Source organism: Pseudosulfitobacter sp. DSM 107133, assembly GCF_022788695.1.
In the GTDB taxonomy this organism is placed as follows: domain Bacteria; phylum Pseudomonadota; class Alphaproteobacteria; order Rhodobacterales; family Rhodobacteraceae; genus Pseudosulfitobacter.
Genome location: NZ_CP085154.1, coordinates 672495 through 688538 on the forward strand (window position 1 = coordinate 672495; position 16044 = coordinate 688538).

The 16044-nt window shown below is 60.6% G+C and carries 16 protein-coding genes and 1 other RNA gene; 8 read left to right on the forward strand and 9 right to left on the reverse strand.

Going from position 1 to position 16044, the window contains the following annotated elements; translation table 11 throughout:
* Positions 1-51 precede the first annotated feature (51 nt).
* Positions 52-258, reverse strand: a complete 207-nt coding sequence (gene rpsU, locus DSM107133_RS03335; RefSeq protein WP_007118112.1) for a 30S ribosomal protein S21 — start codon at positions 256-258, stop codon at positions 52-54.
* 116 nt (positions 259-374) lie between these two features.
* Here rpsU and DSM107133_RS03340 point away from each other — a divergent pair, with 116 nt between their 5' ends.
* The 3 genes from DSM107133_RS03340 to DSM107133_RS03350 all read left to right on the forward strand — a co-directional run bounded on the left by DSM107133_RS03340 (position 375) and on the right by DSM107133_RS03350 (position 3137).
* Complete coding sequence (locus tag DSM107133_RS03340) at positions 375-1067, forward strand: COQ9 family protein (RefSeq protein WP_114291531.1); 693 nt, start codon at positions 375-377, stop codon at positions 1065-1067.
* A gap of 92 nt (positions 1068-1159) precedes the next feature.
* Complete coding sequence (locus tag DSM107133_RS03345; RefSeq protein WP_114291532.1) at positions 1160-2149, forward strand: NAD(P)H-quinone oxidoreductase; 990 nt, start codon at positions 1160-1162, stop codon at positions 2147-2149.
* A 13-nt stretch (positions 2150-2162) separates the two neighbouring features.
* Entirely contained in the window at positions 2163-3137 is a 975-nt protein-coding gene (locus DSM107133_RS03350; RefSeq protein ID WP_114291533.1) for a quinone oxidoreductase, read from the forward strand.
* A 146-nt stretch (positions 3138-3283) separates the two neighbouring features.
* Here the strand turns inward: DSM107133_RS03350 and DSM107133_RS03355 are convergent, their stop codons facing one another.
* Positions 3284-3913 (reverse strand): ribonuclease T2, encoded by a 630-nt coding sequence (locus DSM107133_RS03355; protein WP_114291534.1) that lies wholly within the window; start codon positions 3911-3913, stop codon positions 3284-3286.
* 127 nt (positions 3914-4040) lie between these two features.
* Between DSM107133_RS03355 and DSM107133_RS03360 the strand changes: the two genes are divergently transcribed.
* Together DSM107133_RS03360 and DSM107133_RS03365 are read left to right on the forward strand one after the other, a co-directional pair.
* Positions 4041-4799: a DUF1013 domain-containing protein gene (locus tag DSM107133_RS03360; RefSeq protein WP_114291535.1), complete on the forward strand. Its 759-nt coding sequence runs from the start codon at positions 4041-4043 to the stop codon at positions 4797-4799.
* A gap of 274 nt (positions 4800-5073) precedes the next feature.
* A complete protein-coding gene (locus tag DSM107133_RS03365; protein WP_114291536.1) occupies positions 5074-6252 on the forward strand; it encodes a type III PLP-dependent enzyme in 1179 nt (392 codons plus the stop codon).
* Between the two features lie 74 nt (positions 6253-6326).
* Here the strand turns inward: DSM107133_RS03365 and recR are convergent, their stop codons facing one another.
* The 3 genes from recR to DSM107133_RS03380 all read right to left on the reverse strand — a co-directional run bounded on the left by recR (position 6327) and on the right by DSM107133_RS03380 (position 9166).
* The gene (gene recR, locus DSM107133_RS03370) at positions 6327-6920 is read right to left on the reverse strand and encodes a recombination mediator RecR (RefSeq protein ID WP_114291537.1); all 594 of its coding nucleotides are present in this window, start codon (positions 6918-6920) and stop codon (positions 6327-6329) included.
* Positions 6921-7009: 89 nt separating this feature from the next.
* Complete coding sequence (locus DSM107133_RS03375) at positions 7010-7354, reverse strand: YbaB/EbfC family nucleoid-associated protein (protein WP_114291538.1); 345 nt, start codon at positions 7352-7354, stop codon at positions 7010-7012.
* Positions 7355-7417: 63 nt separating this feature from the next.
* Positions 7418-9166: a DNA polymerase III subunit gamma/tau gene (locus DSM107133_RS03380; protein WP_114291539.1), complete on the reverse strand. Its 1749-nt coding sequence runs from the start codon at positions 9164-9166 to the stop codon at positions 7418-7420.
* Positions 9167-9396: 230 nt separating this feature from the next.
* Between DSM107133_RS03380 and DSM107133_RS03385 the strand changes: the two genes are divergently transcribed.
* Positions 9397-10227, forward strand: coding sequence for a neutral zinc metallopeptidase (locus tag DSM107133_RS03385; protein WP_114291540.1), 831 nt, complete (start codon positions 9397-9399; stop codon positions 10225-10227).
* 37 nt (positions 10228-10264) lie between these two features.
* On the opposite strand, the gene ffs is transcribed toward DSM107133_RS03385, so the two are convergent.
* Both ffs and DSM107133_RS03395 read right to left on the reverse strand, forming a co-directional pair.
* Positions 10265-10363, reverse strand: an RNA gene (ffs, locus tag DSM107133_RS03390) — signal recognition particle sRNA small type.
* A 43-nt stretch (positions 10364-10406) separates the two neighbouring features.
* Complete coding sequence (locus DSM107133_RS03395) at positions 10407-12272, reverse strand: 5'-nucleotidase C-terminal domain-containing protein (RefSeq protein ID WP_114291541.1); 1866 nt, start codon at positions 12270-12272, stop codon at positions 10407-10409.
* A gap of 140 nt (positions 12273-12412) precedes the next feature.
* Between DSM107133_RS03395 and nudC the strand changes: the two genes are divergently transcribed.
* Positions 12413-13381: an NAD(+) diphosphatase gene (gene nudC / locus DSM107133_RS03400; protein ID WP_114291542.1), complete on the forward strand. Its 969-nt coding sequence runs from the start codon at positions 12413-12415 to the stop codon at positions 13379-13381.
* Between the two features lie 41 nt (positions 13382-13422).
* Positions 13423-13890, forward strand: coding sequence for an SRPBCC family protein (locus DSM107133_RS03405; RefSeq protein WP_114291543.1), 468 nt, complete (start codon positions 13423-13425; stop codon positions 13888-13890).
* Between the two features lie 5 nt (positions 13891-13895).
* Here DSM107133_RS03405 and DSM107133_RS03410 read toward each other — a convergent pair whose 3' ends face one another.
* Together DSM107133_RS03410 and DSM107133_RS03415 are read right to left on the reverse strand one after the other, a co-directional pair.
* Positions 13896-14966 carry a PAS domain-containing sensor histidine kinase gene (locus DSM107133_RS03410; RefSeq protein WP_114291544.1) on the reverse strand — a complete coding sequence of 357 codons (1071 nt, stop codon included), beginning with the start codon at positions 14964-14966 and terminating at the stop codon, positions 13896-13898.
* A 118-nt stretch (positions 14967-15084) separates the two neighbouring features.
* Positions 15085-15915 carry a prephenate dehydratase gene (locus tag DSM107133_RS03415; protein WP_114291545.1) on the reverse strand — a complete coding sequence of 277 codons (831 nt, stop codon included), beginning with the start codon at positions 15913-15915 and terminating at the stop codon, positions 15085-15087.
* Positions 15916-16044 lie beyond the last annotated feature (129 nt).

Below are 16044 nucleotides of genomic sequence, written 5' to 3' on the forward strand. Positions count from 1 at the left end.
CGCTGCCATGCGGGGGTCCGTAATCTTAAAGCAGCTTACGCCGGGGATGACTTACATCATACCTTCGCGTTGAGCCTTTTTGCGTGCCAGCTTGCGGGCACGGCGGATCGCTTCGGCTTTCTCGCGTGCTTTTTTCTCGGAGGGTTTCTCGAAATGCTGCTTGAGCTTCATTTCACGGAACACACCTTCGCGCTGAAGTTTTTTCTTCAGGGCGCGCAGCGCTTGATCGACGTTGTTGTCGCGAACACTAACCTGCATGTGGTTTTCACCACCTTTCTAAGTTGAGTTGCAAGGATTTGCAGGAAGTGGGCATATAGCAACTGTGCCCTAGTTTGTCCAGTACCCGGACGCACCCGCCACAAGGAGGTATCGAGATGAACGCCAACTATGCCGAAACCAAAGAGGCGCTGTTGCAAGCCGCCTTGCCGCATGTCGCATTCGACGGCTGGACCGATGTGACGTTTCAGGCCGCCATCCGCGACGCGGACGTGGCTCCGGCGGTTGCACGCGCTGTGTGCCCGCGTGGTGCGGTCGATCTGGCGCTGGCCTATCACGCGGCGGGCGATCAGGCGATGGTCGCGCGGTTGCAGTCCGAAGACCTGAGCGCCCTGCGCTTTCGTGACCGTATCGCTGCGGCTGTCCGTTACCGGCTTGAGGCGGTCGAGGACAAGGAAGCCGTGCGCCGTGGCACCACGCTGTTTGCGCTGCCGAACCATGCCGCCGACGGGGCCAAGGCGATCTGGGGCACCGCCGATGCCATCTGGACCGCGCTGGGGGACACCTCGGACGATGTGAACTGGTACACCAAGCGGGCCACGCTGTCGGGTGTCTATGGTTCGACCGTTCTGTATTGGCTGGGCGATGACAGTGTCGACCATCAGGCGACATGGGCGTTTCTGGACAGGCGCATCGACAACGTCATGCAGATCGAAAAGGTCAAGGCGCAGGTGCGTGACAATCCGGTGCTGTCCAGGCTGATGGCAGGGCCGAACAAGTTGATGGAGACGATCAGGCGCCCCTCCGACACAGGCGGTTTTCCCGGTCGCTGGAGCAAGCCGCGCAACTGACGCGACGTGCCATGTCTGGCGCGCCATACGGTATCGGTTCCGTCGTCGGCTGCGGCCTGTTAGGCATGTGCAAATGACATTCAGGAGGCCCTATGACACAGACCATGCGCGCGATTGAGATCACCAGGCCCGGCGGACCCGAGGTGCTGCAACCCACAGACCGCCCCGTGCCGCAGGCCGGCCATGGTCAGGTTGTGATCAAAGTGGCCTTTGCTGGTGTGAACCGCCCCGATGCCCTGCAACGCGCAGGCATGTACGCCCCGCCCAAAACCGCCAGCGACCTGCCCGGACTGGAAGCTTCGGGCGTGATTTCCGCCGTTGGCGCCGGTGTCAGCGACTGGGCCGTGGGCGACAAGGTTTGCGCCCTGCTGCCCGGCGGTGGCTATGCCGAATATGTGGCGACACCTGCCGCACATTGCCTGCCGGTGCCCGACGGCATGGATATGAAACAGGCGGCCTGCCTGCCCGAAACCTTTTTTACCGTCTGGTCCAACGTGTTCACGCGCGGCGGGCTGAAAGGCGGCGAACGTTTCCTGATCCATGGCGGGTCCAGCGGGATCGGCACGACAGCGATCCAGCTTGCGCAACATTTTGGGGCACGGGTCTTTGTCACCGCCGGTTCGGCCGAAAAATGCACCGCCTGCGTCGATCTGGGCGCCGAGCGGGCGATCAACTACAAGGACGAGGATTTCGTCACAGTGATGAAAGAGGCGGGCGGTGCCGATCTGATCCTGGATATGGTGGGCGGCGATTACATCCCGCGCAACCTGTCGGCGCTGGCCGATGACGGGCGGCTGGTGCAAATCGCCTTTCTGCAAGGGCCCAAGGTCGAGATGAACTTTGCGCAGCTGATGACACGCCGCCTGACGATGACAGGCAGCACCCTGCGCCCGCAAAGCGATCTGGCCAAGGCGCGCATCGCACAAGACCTGCGCGAGGCGGTCTGGCCGCTGTTGGCTGCGGGCAAGATTGCACCGGTGATGGACAGCACCTTTGCCTTTGAACAGGCCAGCGATGCCCATGCGCGCATGGAAACCAGCACGCATATCGGCAAGATCGTCCTTGAAATCGGCAGCGCATAAGAGGGAGCGGAACATGGCACTGACAGCACTGATCAAGGAACACGGCGGCCCCGAGAACTTTCTCCTCGAAGACCGTCCTGTCGGCAATCCCGGCCCGGGCGAGGTGCGTATCGCACACAAGGCCATCGGCCTGAACTTTATCGACGTATACCAGCGCAGCGGTCTTTATCCGATGGAACTGCCGCACGCCTTGGGGATGGAGGCTGCGGGCATCGTCGAAGCGGTTGGCGAGGGGGTGACCCACCTTAGGGCGGGGGATCGTGCCGCCTATGCCGCGCAGCCGCCCGGTGCCTATTGCGAGGCACGGGTGATGCCGGCCGCGCAGGTTTGCCCGCTGCCCGACGATATCAGCTTTGAACAGGGCGCCGCGATGATGCTGAAAGGGCTGACGGCGCAATATCTGCTGAACCGCACAACGCCTTTGCAGATGAACGACACGGTGTTGTTTCACGCTGCTGCCGGTGGTGTCGGGCTGATCGCCTGCCAATGGGCGCGCTCGGAAGGGATCAAGCTGATCGGCACCGCTGGAACAGATGAAAAATGTGCGCTGGCAGTGGAACATGGCGCCACCCATTGCATCAACTACCGCACGCAAGACTGGGTCGCGGAAGTGCGGGCGCTGACCGATGGTCAGGGGGTTGATGCCGTGATGGACGCAGTTGGCAAAGACACGTTTGATGGGTCACTCGACAGCCTGAAACCCCTGGGCATGATGATCTCTTTCGGCAATGCCTCTGGCCCCGTGCCGCCCTTTAATCTGGGTATTCTGGGGCCCAAAGGATCACTGAAAATCACACGCCCCACGATCTTTACCCACATCGCGGACCACGCCAGCTGTCAGCAGATGGCGCAGCATCTGTATGACAAGGTACTGTCGGGCGACGTGGATATTCGCATCGACCAGCGCTTTGCCCTTGCCGACGTGGCCGACGCCCACCGCGCGCTTGAGGCGCGCAAGACGACAGGCAGCACCATACTCACGCTCTAGCGCGTGCCGCCCCTGCGGGAGCCTCCGGCGGGGATTTATGAGAACCAGAGAAGGGGCGGACGTTACGGTGATCCGCCCCTTCTTCGTGCTCGCGTGATGTCTCTTTTGGCCCTAAATATCCCCGCCGGAGGCATCCGCAATCGCCACTATCGCACTGGATCGAAAATGGCGTCTTTCATCCGGCAATCGCGCACTACGTCCTGCCCGCAAGGCACCGGTTTCAGGTCGCGAGACAGGCAAATGCGCGCTTCCTGGATCATGCCGTCCCGGCATGTGATGGTGATGCCGTCGCGCTCGAAACCGGGGTTGGCTTGCAGGAAGGCCGCTTCGATGACCGAGGCGGGCAGCTTCATGCGTTTGGTGATTTTGCGAAAGACCGGCGGGCGCACCACGGTGGCAAAGGCCGCGCGGGACAGAGCATAGTAGTCGGCAGCGCTCAGCCCCGAACAGGTCCCGTGTTTCTTCCATTGGTGCCAGGCCAGACCGGATGTGCCCATGATATCCGCCATTTGCGCGGTCATGCCCTGCGACGGCGGGCGTTCTGCCGTGTTGCAATAAGAAGGGTAGCCGCGATGGTATTGTGGCCACAGTCCGTGCAAGATCCACCCGTGGTCCTTGCTGGTATCGCATTGCGGCGAGTGGCGCGCGTCGCCTTCCAGCGCGCACCAGTTGGGCGACCAGGACAGCGCCATAACGTAATAGTCGAAGGTGCCAGCGCGGTCATTTCCGGCCCATACGGGCAGGGCCAACAATAGCCAGATCAGTGCTGCGCGCATTCGCCTCTTTCCTTATGGACTGCAGGGCATTATATAGCGCCCAAGTTCCCCGACAATGGAAACCGTTCTGCCCCGCAGGACAGCCTCTTTCAGGCGACGGGAAAGTTATGCTTAAAGGAGCGAGACAATGGCAAAACCGATTATGGCCAAGGCGACAGCCGTCTGGCTGGTAGACAATACGACAATCAGCTTCAAGCAGATTGCCGACTTTGTTGAAATGCACGAGCTGGAAGTGCAGGGCATCGCAGATGGCGACGTTGCCACAGGCGTCAAAGGTTTTGACCCCGTAGCGAACAACCAGCTGACACAGGACGAAATCGACGCGGCGGAAAAGAACCCGCTGCACAAGCTGAAGCTGAAATTCAACGCGGCTGCCCAAGGCGAAGAAAAACGCCGCGGTCCGCGTTACACGCCCCTGTCGAAACGTCAGGACCGCCCTGCGGCGATCTATTGGCTGGTCAAGTTCCACCCCGAGTTGGCTGACAGCCAGATTTCGAAGCTGGTGGGGACAACCAAACCGACCATTCAGGCGATTCGCGAGCGCACGCACTGGAACATTGCCAACATCCAGCCGGTCGATCCGGTGGCGCTGGGCCTGACCAAACAATCCGAGCTGGACGCCGCCGTGCAAAAGGCCGCTGCCAAAAAGGCAGCCGAGGGTGCTGTGATGACCGACGACGAACGTCGCAAGCTGGTCAGCACGGAGCAAAGCCTGGGTATGGATGCCGAGCCCAAGATCCCGACGGCAATCGAAGGTCTGGAGACATTCAGCCTGTCGGGTCATGACGATGATGATGACGACGATGACCACAAGAAAAGCGCGCACCTGGACGCGGACAACCTGTTCAACCTGCCCGAAAGCGGCGAGGACGACGAACAGCCGTAAGCTTCTGGTAAATTTTGGCTTTTGGGCGGCAGGAGTGATCCTGCCGCCCTTTTTTACTGTCTTGCCCTGATGCGAAAATGCGAGGGAAACAACAAAATGACTCGTATCGCATTTTCTGTATTGCACGAATCCGCAATGCGTATACACGCGCCTTCACAGACGCCAACGCACGCGCCTCTGGCCGGTCAGTCCAACTGACTGACCCGCGTTTATGTAGCGACGGTAACGTCTCTGAGACTCAACCCCGCCCTTAGATGGGCGGTTGCCATTGGAGATGACCATGAACGTTACATACCGCGGCATTGCCCGCGCATCTGATGCTATTTCACATGACCGAGCGGCTGATTACATTGCCAGCCGCCGATTTGATCGCCCGACACTGGTGCTGGACCCTATGCGGGTGGCAGCACAGTATGATGCGCTGGCCGAGGGCCTGTCCGGTGCCCGCATCCACTATGCCGTGAAGGCAAACCCGCAACCCGAAATTATTGGCACACTCGTGGCCCGTGGATCGCGCTTTGACGCTGCGAGCCGGGCGGAAATCGAACTGTGCCTGAGCCAGGGCGCCGAAGCCTGTGACATTTCGTTCGGCAACACCATCAAGAAAGTGTCGGACATTGCGTTCGCCTATGGCGTGGGCATTGACCTGTTTGCCGCCGATGCGGAAGAAGAACTGCTGAAACTGGCCGAATATGCCCCCGGCGCGCGTGTCTACATCCGCGTGATCGTCGAGCATTCGCAAGCCGACTGGCCGCTCAGCCGTAAATTCGGCTGCTCTGCGGCGAAGGTCGTGCCGTTGATGGATATGGCTGTGCAACTGGGCCTGCGCCCTGTTGGCATCTCGTTCCACGTTGGCAGCCAGACTCGCCGTGCGGCGTTCTGGAACCCTGTTCTGGATGAAATGGCCAAAGTCTGGACCATGGCGAAAGAAGCAGGCCATGACCTGACCGTCCTGAACCTGGGCGGCGGATTCCCTGCGTTCTATGGTGAAACCATTGACGCACCGCGCAGCTACGCGTCCGAGGTGATGCACGCAGTGCGCGCCCGTTTTGGCGCGGTTGATTATGTCATGGCAGAACCGGGTCGCGGTCTGGTGGCCGAAGCGGGTCACATCGCAGCCGAAGTGCTGCTGGTGTCGCGCAAGTCGGATGACGACATGCACCGCTGGGTCTATCTGGATATCGGCAAGTTCTCGGGTCTGGCCGAAACCATGGACGAAGCCATTCGTTACCAGTTTGAAACCGGACGCGACAGCGACGAAATGGGTCCCTGTGTTCTGGCCGGCCCGTCCTGCGACAGTGCAGATGTGCTTTACGAAAAGCGCCCAATGATGTTGCCTGTCAGTCTGAGTGCCGGAGACAAGGTGATGATTCGCAACTGTGGGGCCTATACCACCACCTATGCGTCCATCGGGTTCAACGGATTTCCGCCGCTGGATGTGATCGTTCTCTGAACGATAGATCGCGCGGAATAGGGTCGTCTGCTTTGGGAGGAGCAGGCGGCCTTTTTCGTTTTATTACAGCGGGTTCAAACCGGTTTGCGGGCGTTTAGTGCGGCGGTGATTGTGCCGTCGTCCAGGTAGTCCAGCTCGCCGCCGATGGGCACGCCCTGGGCCAATGTGGTCAGCGTGACACTGCCCTCAAGCTGGTCTGCGATATAGTGTGCGGTGGTCTGGCCGTCGATCGTGGCGTTCAGCGCAAGGATGACTTCGCGCACGTCTTCGGCGCCGATCCGGTCGATCAGACGGGGAATCCGCAATTCTTCGGGGCCTATGGCATCCAGCGCCGACAGGGTCCCGCCCAGCACATGATAGCGCCCCTTGAACACGCCCGAGCGTTCCATGGCCCACAGGTCGGCCACGTCCTCGACCACGCAAAGTTCACCGTTCTGGCGTTTGTTCGAGGTGCAGATATCGCAGACATCTGATGTGCCGACATTGCCGCAGTTCAGACATTCGCGTGCGGTGGCGGCAACGGTCTGCATCACGTCGGCCAGCGGTGTCAGCAGCAATGCGCGCTTGCGGATCAGATGCAACACCGCACGCCGTGCCGACCGGGGGCCGAGGCCGGGCAGTTTCGCCATCATCTCGATCAGGGCGTCAATGTCGTCGGTCGAGCTCACGCGGGGTCCTTGGGTTGCATTCCTGCCCGGTGGGGGCCTTTGGCAGGCCGACCCTCCGGGGGGAGTTTAAGGGGCAAGATGAAGCCTGTTCAGAATGGCAGTTTCATGCCTGCGGGCAGGCCGAGGCCTTCGGTCATTTTCGAAAGTTCTTCCTGCGATTTTGCTGCGGCCTTGGCCTGGGCATCCTTGACGGCTGCGAGGATCAGGTCTTCGACCACTTCCTTGTCGTCGCTGTTGAAGATGCTGGGGTCGATGTCCAGAGCGGTCAGCTCGCCCTTGGCGGTGGCGGTCGCCTTGACCAGACCCGCGCCGGATTCGCCGGTGACGGTGACATTTTGCAGGTCGTCCTGCATTTGTGCCATCTTGTCCTGCATTTCCTTGGCTTTTTTCATCATGCCGGCCATGTCGCCCAGCCCGCCCAGTCCTTTAAGCATTGGTGTCTCCTTGGGTGTGTCGTTGATCTGTTATGTGATGTCGCGTGCCCTTAGGGGCAAGAGTCAGTCTTCCTCGAAAGGGTCCCATTCGTCTTCGACTTCGGGCAAGGCTTCGCCCTGGGCCTCGGCTGCGATGTCTTCGGGGGTGCGGATCGCGGTGATCCGTGCCTTGGGGAACTGGGCCATGACAGCTTGTACCAGCGGGTGTGCTTCGGCCTCGGCGCGTTGTTCCAGTTCGGCGGCATCGCGGACTTCGGCGATGGTCTTGCCGCCGCCGTCGTTGACGATGCTGACGGCCCAGCGGTTGCCGGTCCATGTTTGCAGGCGCGCGCCCAGCCGTTGCGCCAGATCGCGCGGCGCGTCGTTTGTGGGGACGAATTCGATGCGGCCCGGTTGATAGGCGTCCAGTCGCAGTGTGGTTTCCACCTCGACAAGCAGTTTCACGTCGCGGTTGGTGCGGATCAGTTCGATCACATGTTCAAAGCTGGGAAACCGGGCCAGTGCGCTGTCGGCGTCGATTGCCAATGCCGCTGTCGGGCCGCCACTGCTTTGGGCGGCAGGTCGGGCGGCATGGGCATAGGCCTGCGTGGCACCGCCCGACGCGCTGCCCCCGACAGACCCGCTGTTTCCGCCCGGTGCGGGCGGTGGCTTGCTGTTCAACTTGCGTACCAGTTCCTCGGGCGTGGGCAGGTCGGCCACATGGGTCAGGCGAATGATCGCCATTTCGGCGGCCATCATCGCGTTGGGGGCGGCGGCGACCTCGTCCAGTGCCTTGAGCAGCATCTGCCACAGGCGCGTCAGTACCCGCATCGGCAGGTTCTCGGCCATGGTCTGCCCGCGCTGCCGCTCATCGGGGGCAACGGTGGGATCTTCGGCGGCCTCGGGCGTGATCTTGACCACGCTGACCCAATGGGTGATCTCGGCCAGATCGCGCAGCACGGCCATCGGGTCGGCCCCGTCGGCATATTGCGCGCCCAATTCGGTCAGGGCCGCTGCCGCGTCGCCGCGCAGGATCATGTCCAGCAGGTCCAGCACACGGCCCCGGTCGGCCAGCCCCAGCATGGCGCGGACCTGTTCGGCGGTGGTCTCGCCCGCACCGTGGGAAATGGCCTGATCCAGCAACGAGGTCGCATCGCGGGCCGATCCTTCGGCGGCACGGGTGATCAGGGCCAGCGCGTCATCGGCAATCTCGGCGCTTTCGGCGCTGGCAATCTTGCGCATCAGGGCGATCATCACCTCGGGTTCGATCCGGCGCAAATCAAACCGCTGGCAGCGCGACAGCACCGTTACGGGCACCTTACGGATCTCGGTGGTGGCGAAGATGAACTTGACGTGGGCTGGCGGCTCTTCCAGCGTCTTCAGCAGCGCGTTGAACGCGCTGGTTGACAGCATGTGCACTTCGTCGATGATGTAGATCTTGTAGCGGGCCGAGGCCGCGCGATAGTGGACCGAGTCAATGATTTCCCGGATGTCGCCCACGCCGGTGCGCGAAGCGGCGTCCATTTCCATCACATCCACGTGGCGGCCTTCCATGATCGCCATGCAATGTTCGCATGTGCCGCAGGGTTCGGTCGTCGGCGTGCCGTTGCCATCGGGGCCGATGCAGTTCATGCCCTTGGCGATGATACGCGCCGTGGTGGTTTTGCCGGTGCCGCGAATGCCGGTCATGATGAACGCCTGGGCGATGCGATCGGCATCGAATGCGTTTTTCAGCGTGCGCACCATCGCATCCTGACCGACAAGATCGGCAAAGGTTTCGGGCCGGTATTTGCGGGCCAGTACCTGATATTGGGCGGGAGCTGTGTCGGTCATGGCAACCTTGCTGGATTCGAGTGACCGGGTAAACCTATGTGCTGGCGGGGGCAACGTCTACCGCCCAAGCCGACAATGACCAAAGGATAGCGCCGATCACGCCCATGCCGGCGCAATCTTGCGTCCGGTTGGTGCGATATTCAGCCAATTCATTTCTGTTTGGCATTGAACTAATCTGGGGCAGGAACGTTCGCCTGAAGATCAGCCGGATGCCAAAAGGGAGAGACATCATGCGTTTGCGGGGAATCAAGGGCAGCCGGAACGTCGAGGTGCGCGGGCGTGGACGCGCGGGGGCTGCGGGTGGCATCGGTATTGTGGGTTTGCTGGTGGTTCTGGCCATCGGGTATTTTACCGGCATTGACGTGACGCCACTGTTGGAGGGGACGAACCAGCCCCGGTCGCAACAAACCACGCAGGCGCAGCCCGCCGATCCCGAAGCCACGCAATTTGCAGGGCAGGTGCTTGCCACAACCGAGCAGGTCTGGACCCGTATCTTTGCCGAACAGTTGGGCCGCACCTATACACCGCCGGTTATGGTGGTCTTTGACGGTGTCACGCAAAGCCCCTGTGGCGGCGCGTCAGGTGCGACGGGGCCGTTTTACTGCCCTGTGGATCAAAAGGCCTATCTGGACACGGCCTTTTTCACGATGTTGTCGCAGCAGCTTGGTGCCGAGGGTGATTTTGCGGCCGCCTATGTCATCGCGCACGAGGTTGCGCACCATGTGCAGAACCAGTTGGGCATTCTGGGGCAGGTGAACGCGGCCCGCCAAAAGGCCAACACCGCCGAGGCAAATGCGCTGACGGTGCGTCTGGAGCTGATGGCGGATTGTTTGTCAGGTGTCTGGGCGCAATCGGTGCAGGGATTGATGGAGCGGGGCGATCTGCAAGAGGCGTTGAATGCGGCGCGCAAGATCGGGGATGATTACCTGCAACGTCAGGCCGGGCAAGTGCCGCAGCCGCACACGTTTACCCATGGCACGTCTGAACAGCGCGCGGGGTGGTTCCGGCGCGGATACGACAGCGGGCTGGTGGATCAATGCGATACCTTCGCCGCGCGATAATTGTGAGGGGGAAAGCCGCTTTGCCACGCAAGGGCTGAGGTGAGAGATTGGACAACGACCCAAGCGGGACTCGTTACGGCTGCTTCCTTCCGGATCTGACCGGGTTGGCGAGGCGCTCGCCCGCGCCAACCTCTCGATTCCCCATATAGGGGGCGTGTCGCGCCATGGCAACCATTTGGCTACAGGGTCAGGCGCAGATTCAGAAATCCGCGGTCCGTCAGGCCGATGGGTATGGGGGCAAGTTCGGCGATATGCTCCAGATGGCGTTCCGCTTGCGGTGCGGTTTCAAGCCGTGCAGTGACGCCAAGTCCCGGTTTGAAACGCCACGCATCGGGATTCTTTGCGGGTATCGGGTCGTGGGCCAGGGCGTTTATTGCGGCGGTGATAACCGAAACCTCGGTGCGCACTGCGACCTTGTCGGGTGACAGGCCGGGAAAGGCGCTGCCACCGGACAGCCGGAAGCTGTTGGCCGCGACCAGAAACTGTTGCTTCGGGTCAAGCGGTGTACCGTTCCAATGGGCACTGGCAACGCGGCGTGCCCGCGGGGCGATCAGCTGGCCTGTTGGCGAATAACGGGCGGGCTGTGTGGGGTCGAAGGTAACATTCAGGCCGCATATGACATCGAATTGGAACCCTGGCACATCCGGGCGTATCAACGCCTGATCGGGCCTGTCCGGGGTGAGGTGGGTAAAGGCGACAGCGCTGCGTTCAAGCCATTCCAGTATCTGTGCACCGGTTGCGCAAATCGCCCAGACCCTGTCGGAATAGGGAAATATCCGTGACATATCACGACGCAAAATCGCGCCGGGTGGTACGTCCAGATAGTTTTGTGGTCCGGGCATCCCCCCTTTGGCGACTGTGCTGGAGGCCGCCAGGATCGGCAGATGCCCCAAGCCAGTGCCACGCGCGGCTGTGCGAATGGCGTGCTGCATGCCAAGTGCCAGCATTTGCGTCGCGTGATCTGCGCGCGCATGTGCGAAAAAACTGTGCAGGTACATGTTTGTGTGGCCCACAGGTTCGGCCATATGGGATTGGGTCAGTTTGTTGGCGTCAGAGACAGTGCGCAGGATGGCAGGGTGTTCAGGGACGGCTGCACCGGCGGTACGCAGGCTACTGCGGCTGTCGCGTATCTGCCAGCCTGCGGGCGCGCGCTCTAGCTTGATGTCAATCAATCCTAGAGCGTTGGCAGCGAAACCGGGCATCACAGCAGGCACATTGTGCAACAGCCCGACGTCGGCGTCGACGCCTGGAATGCCCCGATGATCCGGGCCTGGCAGTTTCAGGTGGGTGTGGCCACAGACAATTGCCGACACTTCGGGCAGACGTGCAGCGGCAAGTGCAAAGTTCTCTTTCCGGTCCGGCGCGTTGGCTGCCGTTGCTCCTGCGTGGGCCAGAACAACGATCAGATCTGCTCCTTCGGCTTTCATTCGTGGGATCAGTTCCGCCAGTCGCGGGACCGGGCTGACAAAGCGCGATGATTGCCCCAGTTGTCTATAATTCCAAAGTTTTGTCTGTTCAGGAAGCGCAGAGGTGACACCAATGCACAAAGGATACAAAACGCCGTCACTGCCGCGCACCTCGCGATGCAGCAAGGTGTAGGGGCGCACGAATGGCAGCGCGCTGGATTCGAAGTTGGCGCTAAGAACAGGACAGGAAATGCCCCTTAGCAAGCGGTGCGCAACAGACAGGCCGTGGTCCAGATCGTGATTGCCCAGACCGATGGCATCGTAGCCTGCCAAGGTCAGGCACTCTGCAATGGGGTGCTGTGCAATATGGGCGGGGGACGCCATTACCTCGGCCATTGCAGACCCTTGCAGCAGATCGCCGTTGTCAAAGGTCAGTACAAGTGCATCGCCTGCTTCGGTACGGGCCCGTTCCATCAGCGTGACCACCCGCGCAAGCCCGCCGGTGGGGCGGGTCACGGCCTGAATGTGGTCGTGCGCGGTCAACTGCATATGCATGTCGGTGGTGGCCAGAATACGCAGACCGGCGGTGATAGGGGGTGTGATAAACGGGTCTGCGTCGGACGGGGAACTGGAGACCATTGGGGGCAATCATTAAGGGAGGAACAAATTCACAAGTCACACCTTAGGTTGCAATTCCTGTGGCCCGCAAGATTTTTCGCGGGATTGAACACTTTAGTTGTGCATGCCAAAGGTGAGCACATACGAGGGAGACAGCAGATATGCGACATGCGGAACAGGTGACTTTCGGAGGTTCGGCACTGGACCGTGCGGGCGAAATACGGGCCGACCCGGCTGCCATTGCCGCCGCGCGTGCCCATCCCGATGCCCGCGCTATCGTGCTGTGGCGGGGCAAGCCCCTGATTGTGCGTATCCGGCCCGCCATCTTGATGCGTTTGCCTATGGATCACCCGATTTTGCAAGATGCAGTGAGTGAACCGGTTTTTCTGGGCCGCGAGGACGGCGCGCCGCGCTTTGCCTTTGATCTGTCGAACTGGGAGCCGGACCCGGCCGAAATGGCCGCGCTTGGCAGTTTTCTGGACCCCAGCGAACAGCACCACCCGACGTTGGAAGGCATCGAGGTCTTTGCCGAGTTGCGCCGCATCATGACCTGGCTCAGCCCGCGTGATGCCGAACTGGCTGCCACCGCCAAGGCGATCATCGGGTGGCATGACAGTCACGGGTTCTGTTCCCAATGCGGCGTCGCCAGCCAAATTGCAGACGGTGGATGGAAACGCGACTGTCCGGCCTGCCACACCAGCCACTTTCCGCGCACCGATCCGGTTGTTATCATGTTGATTACCCATGGAAATGCGGTTCTTATGGGGCGCTCTCCGGGCTGGCCCGAGGGCATGTATTCCCTGCTGGCCGGTTTTGTCGAACCGGGCGAGACACTGGAAGCCGCCGTGCGCCGCGAGGTGTTTGAGGAAAGCGGCGTGCGGGTGGGGCAGGTGGACTATCTTGCCAGCCAGCCCTGGCCCTTTCCGGCATCGCTGATGTTCGGGTGTCACGGAGAGGCGCTGAGCGCGGAAATCCAGATTGATCCGGTCGAGATCGAGGATGCGATGTGGGTCAGTCGTGAAGACATGGTTCAGGTCTTTGCCGGTGAACATCCGCACATTTTGCCCGCCCGCAAAGGTGCAATTGCACATTTTTTGCTAGAGAACTGGCTTGCGGATACGCTGGATTAAGAAGAAACTGCTGAAAAAAGCAAAAGAGCACAGGCCGCACCATGAAATTCTCGACCCGCGAAGATATCGAGGCTCCTATCGAAGCCGTGTTTGACATGCTCTGCGATTTCGAGGGGTTCGAACGGTCTGCCATGCGTCGCGGCGCAGAGGTGCAGCGGGTGGACCGGCTGAAAAGCCCCGGCATCGGTATGATGTGGGACGTAGTGTTTTCAATGCGTGGCAAGATGCGCAAGGTGCAGCTGGAAATGACCCGGTTCGAGCGGCCGCAGGATATGCTGCTGGCCTATCGCTCTCCTGGTCTTGAGGGGACGTTTCAGGTTGAACTTATGTCCTTGTCGCGCAGTCGCACGCGCGTCGCCATTTCACTTGAGGTCACGCCGTTGAACCTGTCTTCGCGGCTGCTGGTCCAGTCGCTGAAACTGGCCAAAACCTCACTGACCAAACGATTCAAGCTGCGTGTGGCGGAATATGCAAAAACGATGGAAGAGCGTTACAAACGCCTGGCCTGACAGGATCAGGCGCTGCTATGTTCCGCTTCGGTCGTGCGCGGCATTGTGAAAACAAAGCTGGTGCCGGTCTCATCCGATGTGGCGTGCATAGACCCGTTGTGCGCGCGCGCAATCTGGTCTGCGATGTACAATCCCAAACCCAGCCCGCGCTGTTCTGCGTCCGGTTCCGAGCCCGAAAACGGTTCGAAAATTCCGCTTAACCGTTCGGGGGGGATCGGCGCGCCGCTGTTTTGCACGGAAATAACCAGGTTCCCGTTTTCATCGCGGGCCTGCAAACGCACGGGATTCAGGTTGTCGCCGTGGGTTGCGGCATTGGACAGCAGGTTCGACACCAGCTGTGAAATGCGCTGGCCATCAACCTGTACAGGGTCGGAAAAATCGAAATCAGCTTCAAATTCTGTTTCGCGGTGGGCCAGACGGATTTCATCCAGAGTTTGATCCAGAACCGCGTGCAGCTCTGTGTCTGACCGGGTCGCAAGATTGATGCCGTTGCCCAGTCGGGCGCGGGCAAAGTCCATCATGTCGTTGATCAGCGCCGACATGCGTCCGACTGAATCCTGAACCGAGCTCATTAGTTGAAGTTTTTCGGGGTCGTCTTCGCGCCGCTGCAACATGCGGGTGGCGGCATTGATTGCCGCCAGCGGGTTGCGCAGGTCGTGGCCAAGGATTGCGATGAATTGCTCGCGAAAGCGTGCTTCTTCTTCGCGGTTTTTCAAATTGGCCCGATTCAGTTTTTCTTCGGTGACATCGCGGGCCGAGCAAAAGAAACGGCCACCTTCCGGCACGCAGTTCCATGACAACCAACGATAACTGCCGTCACGGTGTCGATAGCGGTTTTCGAACCCCATGATCGGCTTGCCCTTTTGGACAAGTTCAAAGGCGCGTTCGGTTTTTGCGAAATCATCGGGGTGGATAAAATCAAAGAACTGTCTTGTCTCGACATCAGCTGCACGCCAGCCCAGAATTTTGTACCAGGCCGGATTGGTATTTTCAAATTTTCCACTGGCACTGAGCACGCCCAAAAGCTCGGGGGTGACATGCCAAGTCAGGCTGTATTTCTCGAAAGAATCCGGCATTGGACGCGCTCAGTTTTTAGAAGGTTCAGCAGCGTAAAATCTTACGAAATGCTGCAAAAGCAAATTCCCGTGAATTGACATACGATGTACCGTTATGGGTGGCAATTGGATACGGACGCTAGTCGCGTCCGGGGGCTGCGGGATAGACGCCAAGAATATCAATCATGTTGGTGAAATAATCGAGCTCTTCCAACGCGCGGGCCACACCCGGATCTTCCGGGTGGCCTTCGATATCTGCATAAAACTGGGTGGCGGTAAACGCGCCGCCCACCATGTAGCTTTCCAGTTTGGTCATGTTGACGCCGTTGGTGGCAAAGCCGCCCATCGCCTTGTACAGCGCGGCGGGAATGTTGCGCACCTCGAACACAAAGGTGGTGATCATGTGATCGGCGCGGCGGCTGTAATCAGCTTGCGGCGCCATCAGCAGGAACCGCGTTGTGTTGTGGCCCTGATCCTCGATGCCATTGGCCAGAACGGTCAGCCCGTGAATTTCCGCCGCGACAGCCGAGGCCAGCGCCCCCACGCCCATTTCGCCGGAGGCCGCGATATCGGCGGCGGCACCGGCGCTGTCGGCTGCGGTTTCGGCGGTCATTCCGTGGGCATTCAAAAAGGCACGCGCCTGCGGAATCAGCACCATATGCGCGCGCACATGTTTGATATCGTCCAGCGTCTGTCCGGGGTTTGCCATCACGGCAATGCGCACGCGCACAAAGGCTTCGCCGACGATGCGCAAGCCGGATTGCGGCAGCAACCTGTGAATGTCGGCCACGCGGCCATAGGTCGTGTTTTCAACCGGTAGCATGGCCAGATCGGCAGCGCCGCTGTTCACGGCGTCAATCACGTCGTCAAAGGTGGTGCAAGGCACGGGAATCGCTCCGGGCCGCGCGTTCAGGCAGGCTTCGTGACTGTAGGCGCCCAGGTCGCCTTGAAATGCAATACGTTCGGGCATGATCGGTCCTTTGTCACTGGCCCCGCTGCACTTTACCGGGGGCAGGGCGATTGGTCGCGGTAACTACACCTTGCCACAGCCAAGGGGAAGCCGTAGAAACCGCGCCAAACCCATAGACGTGGATGCGAG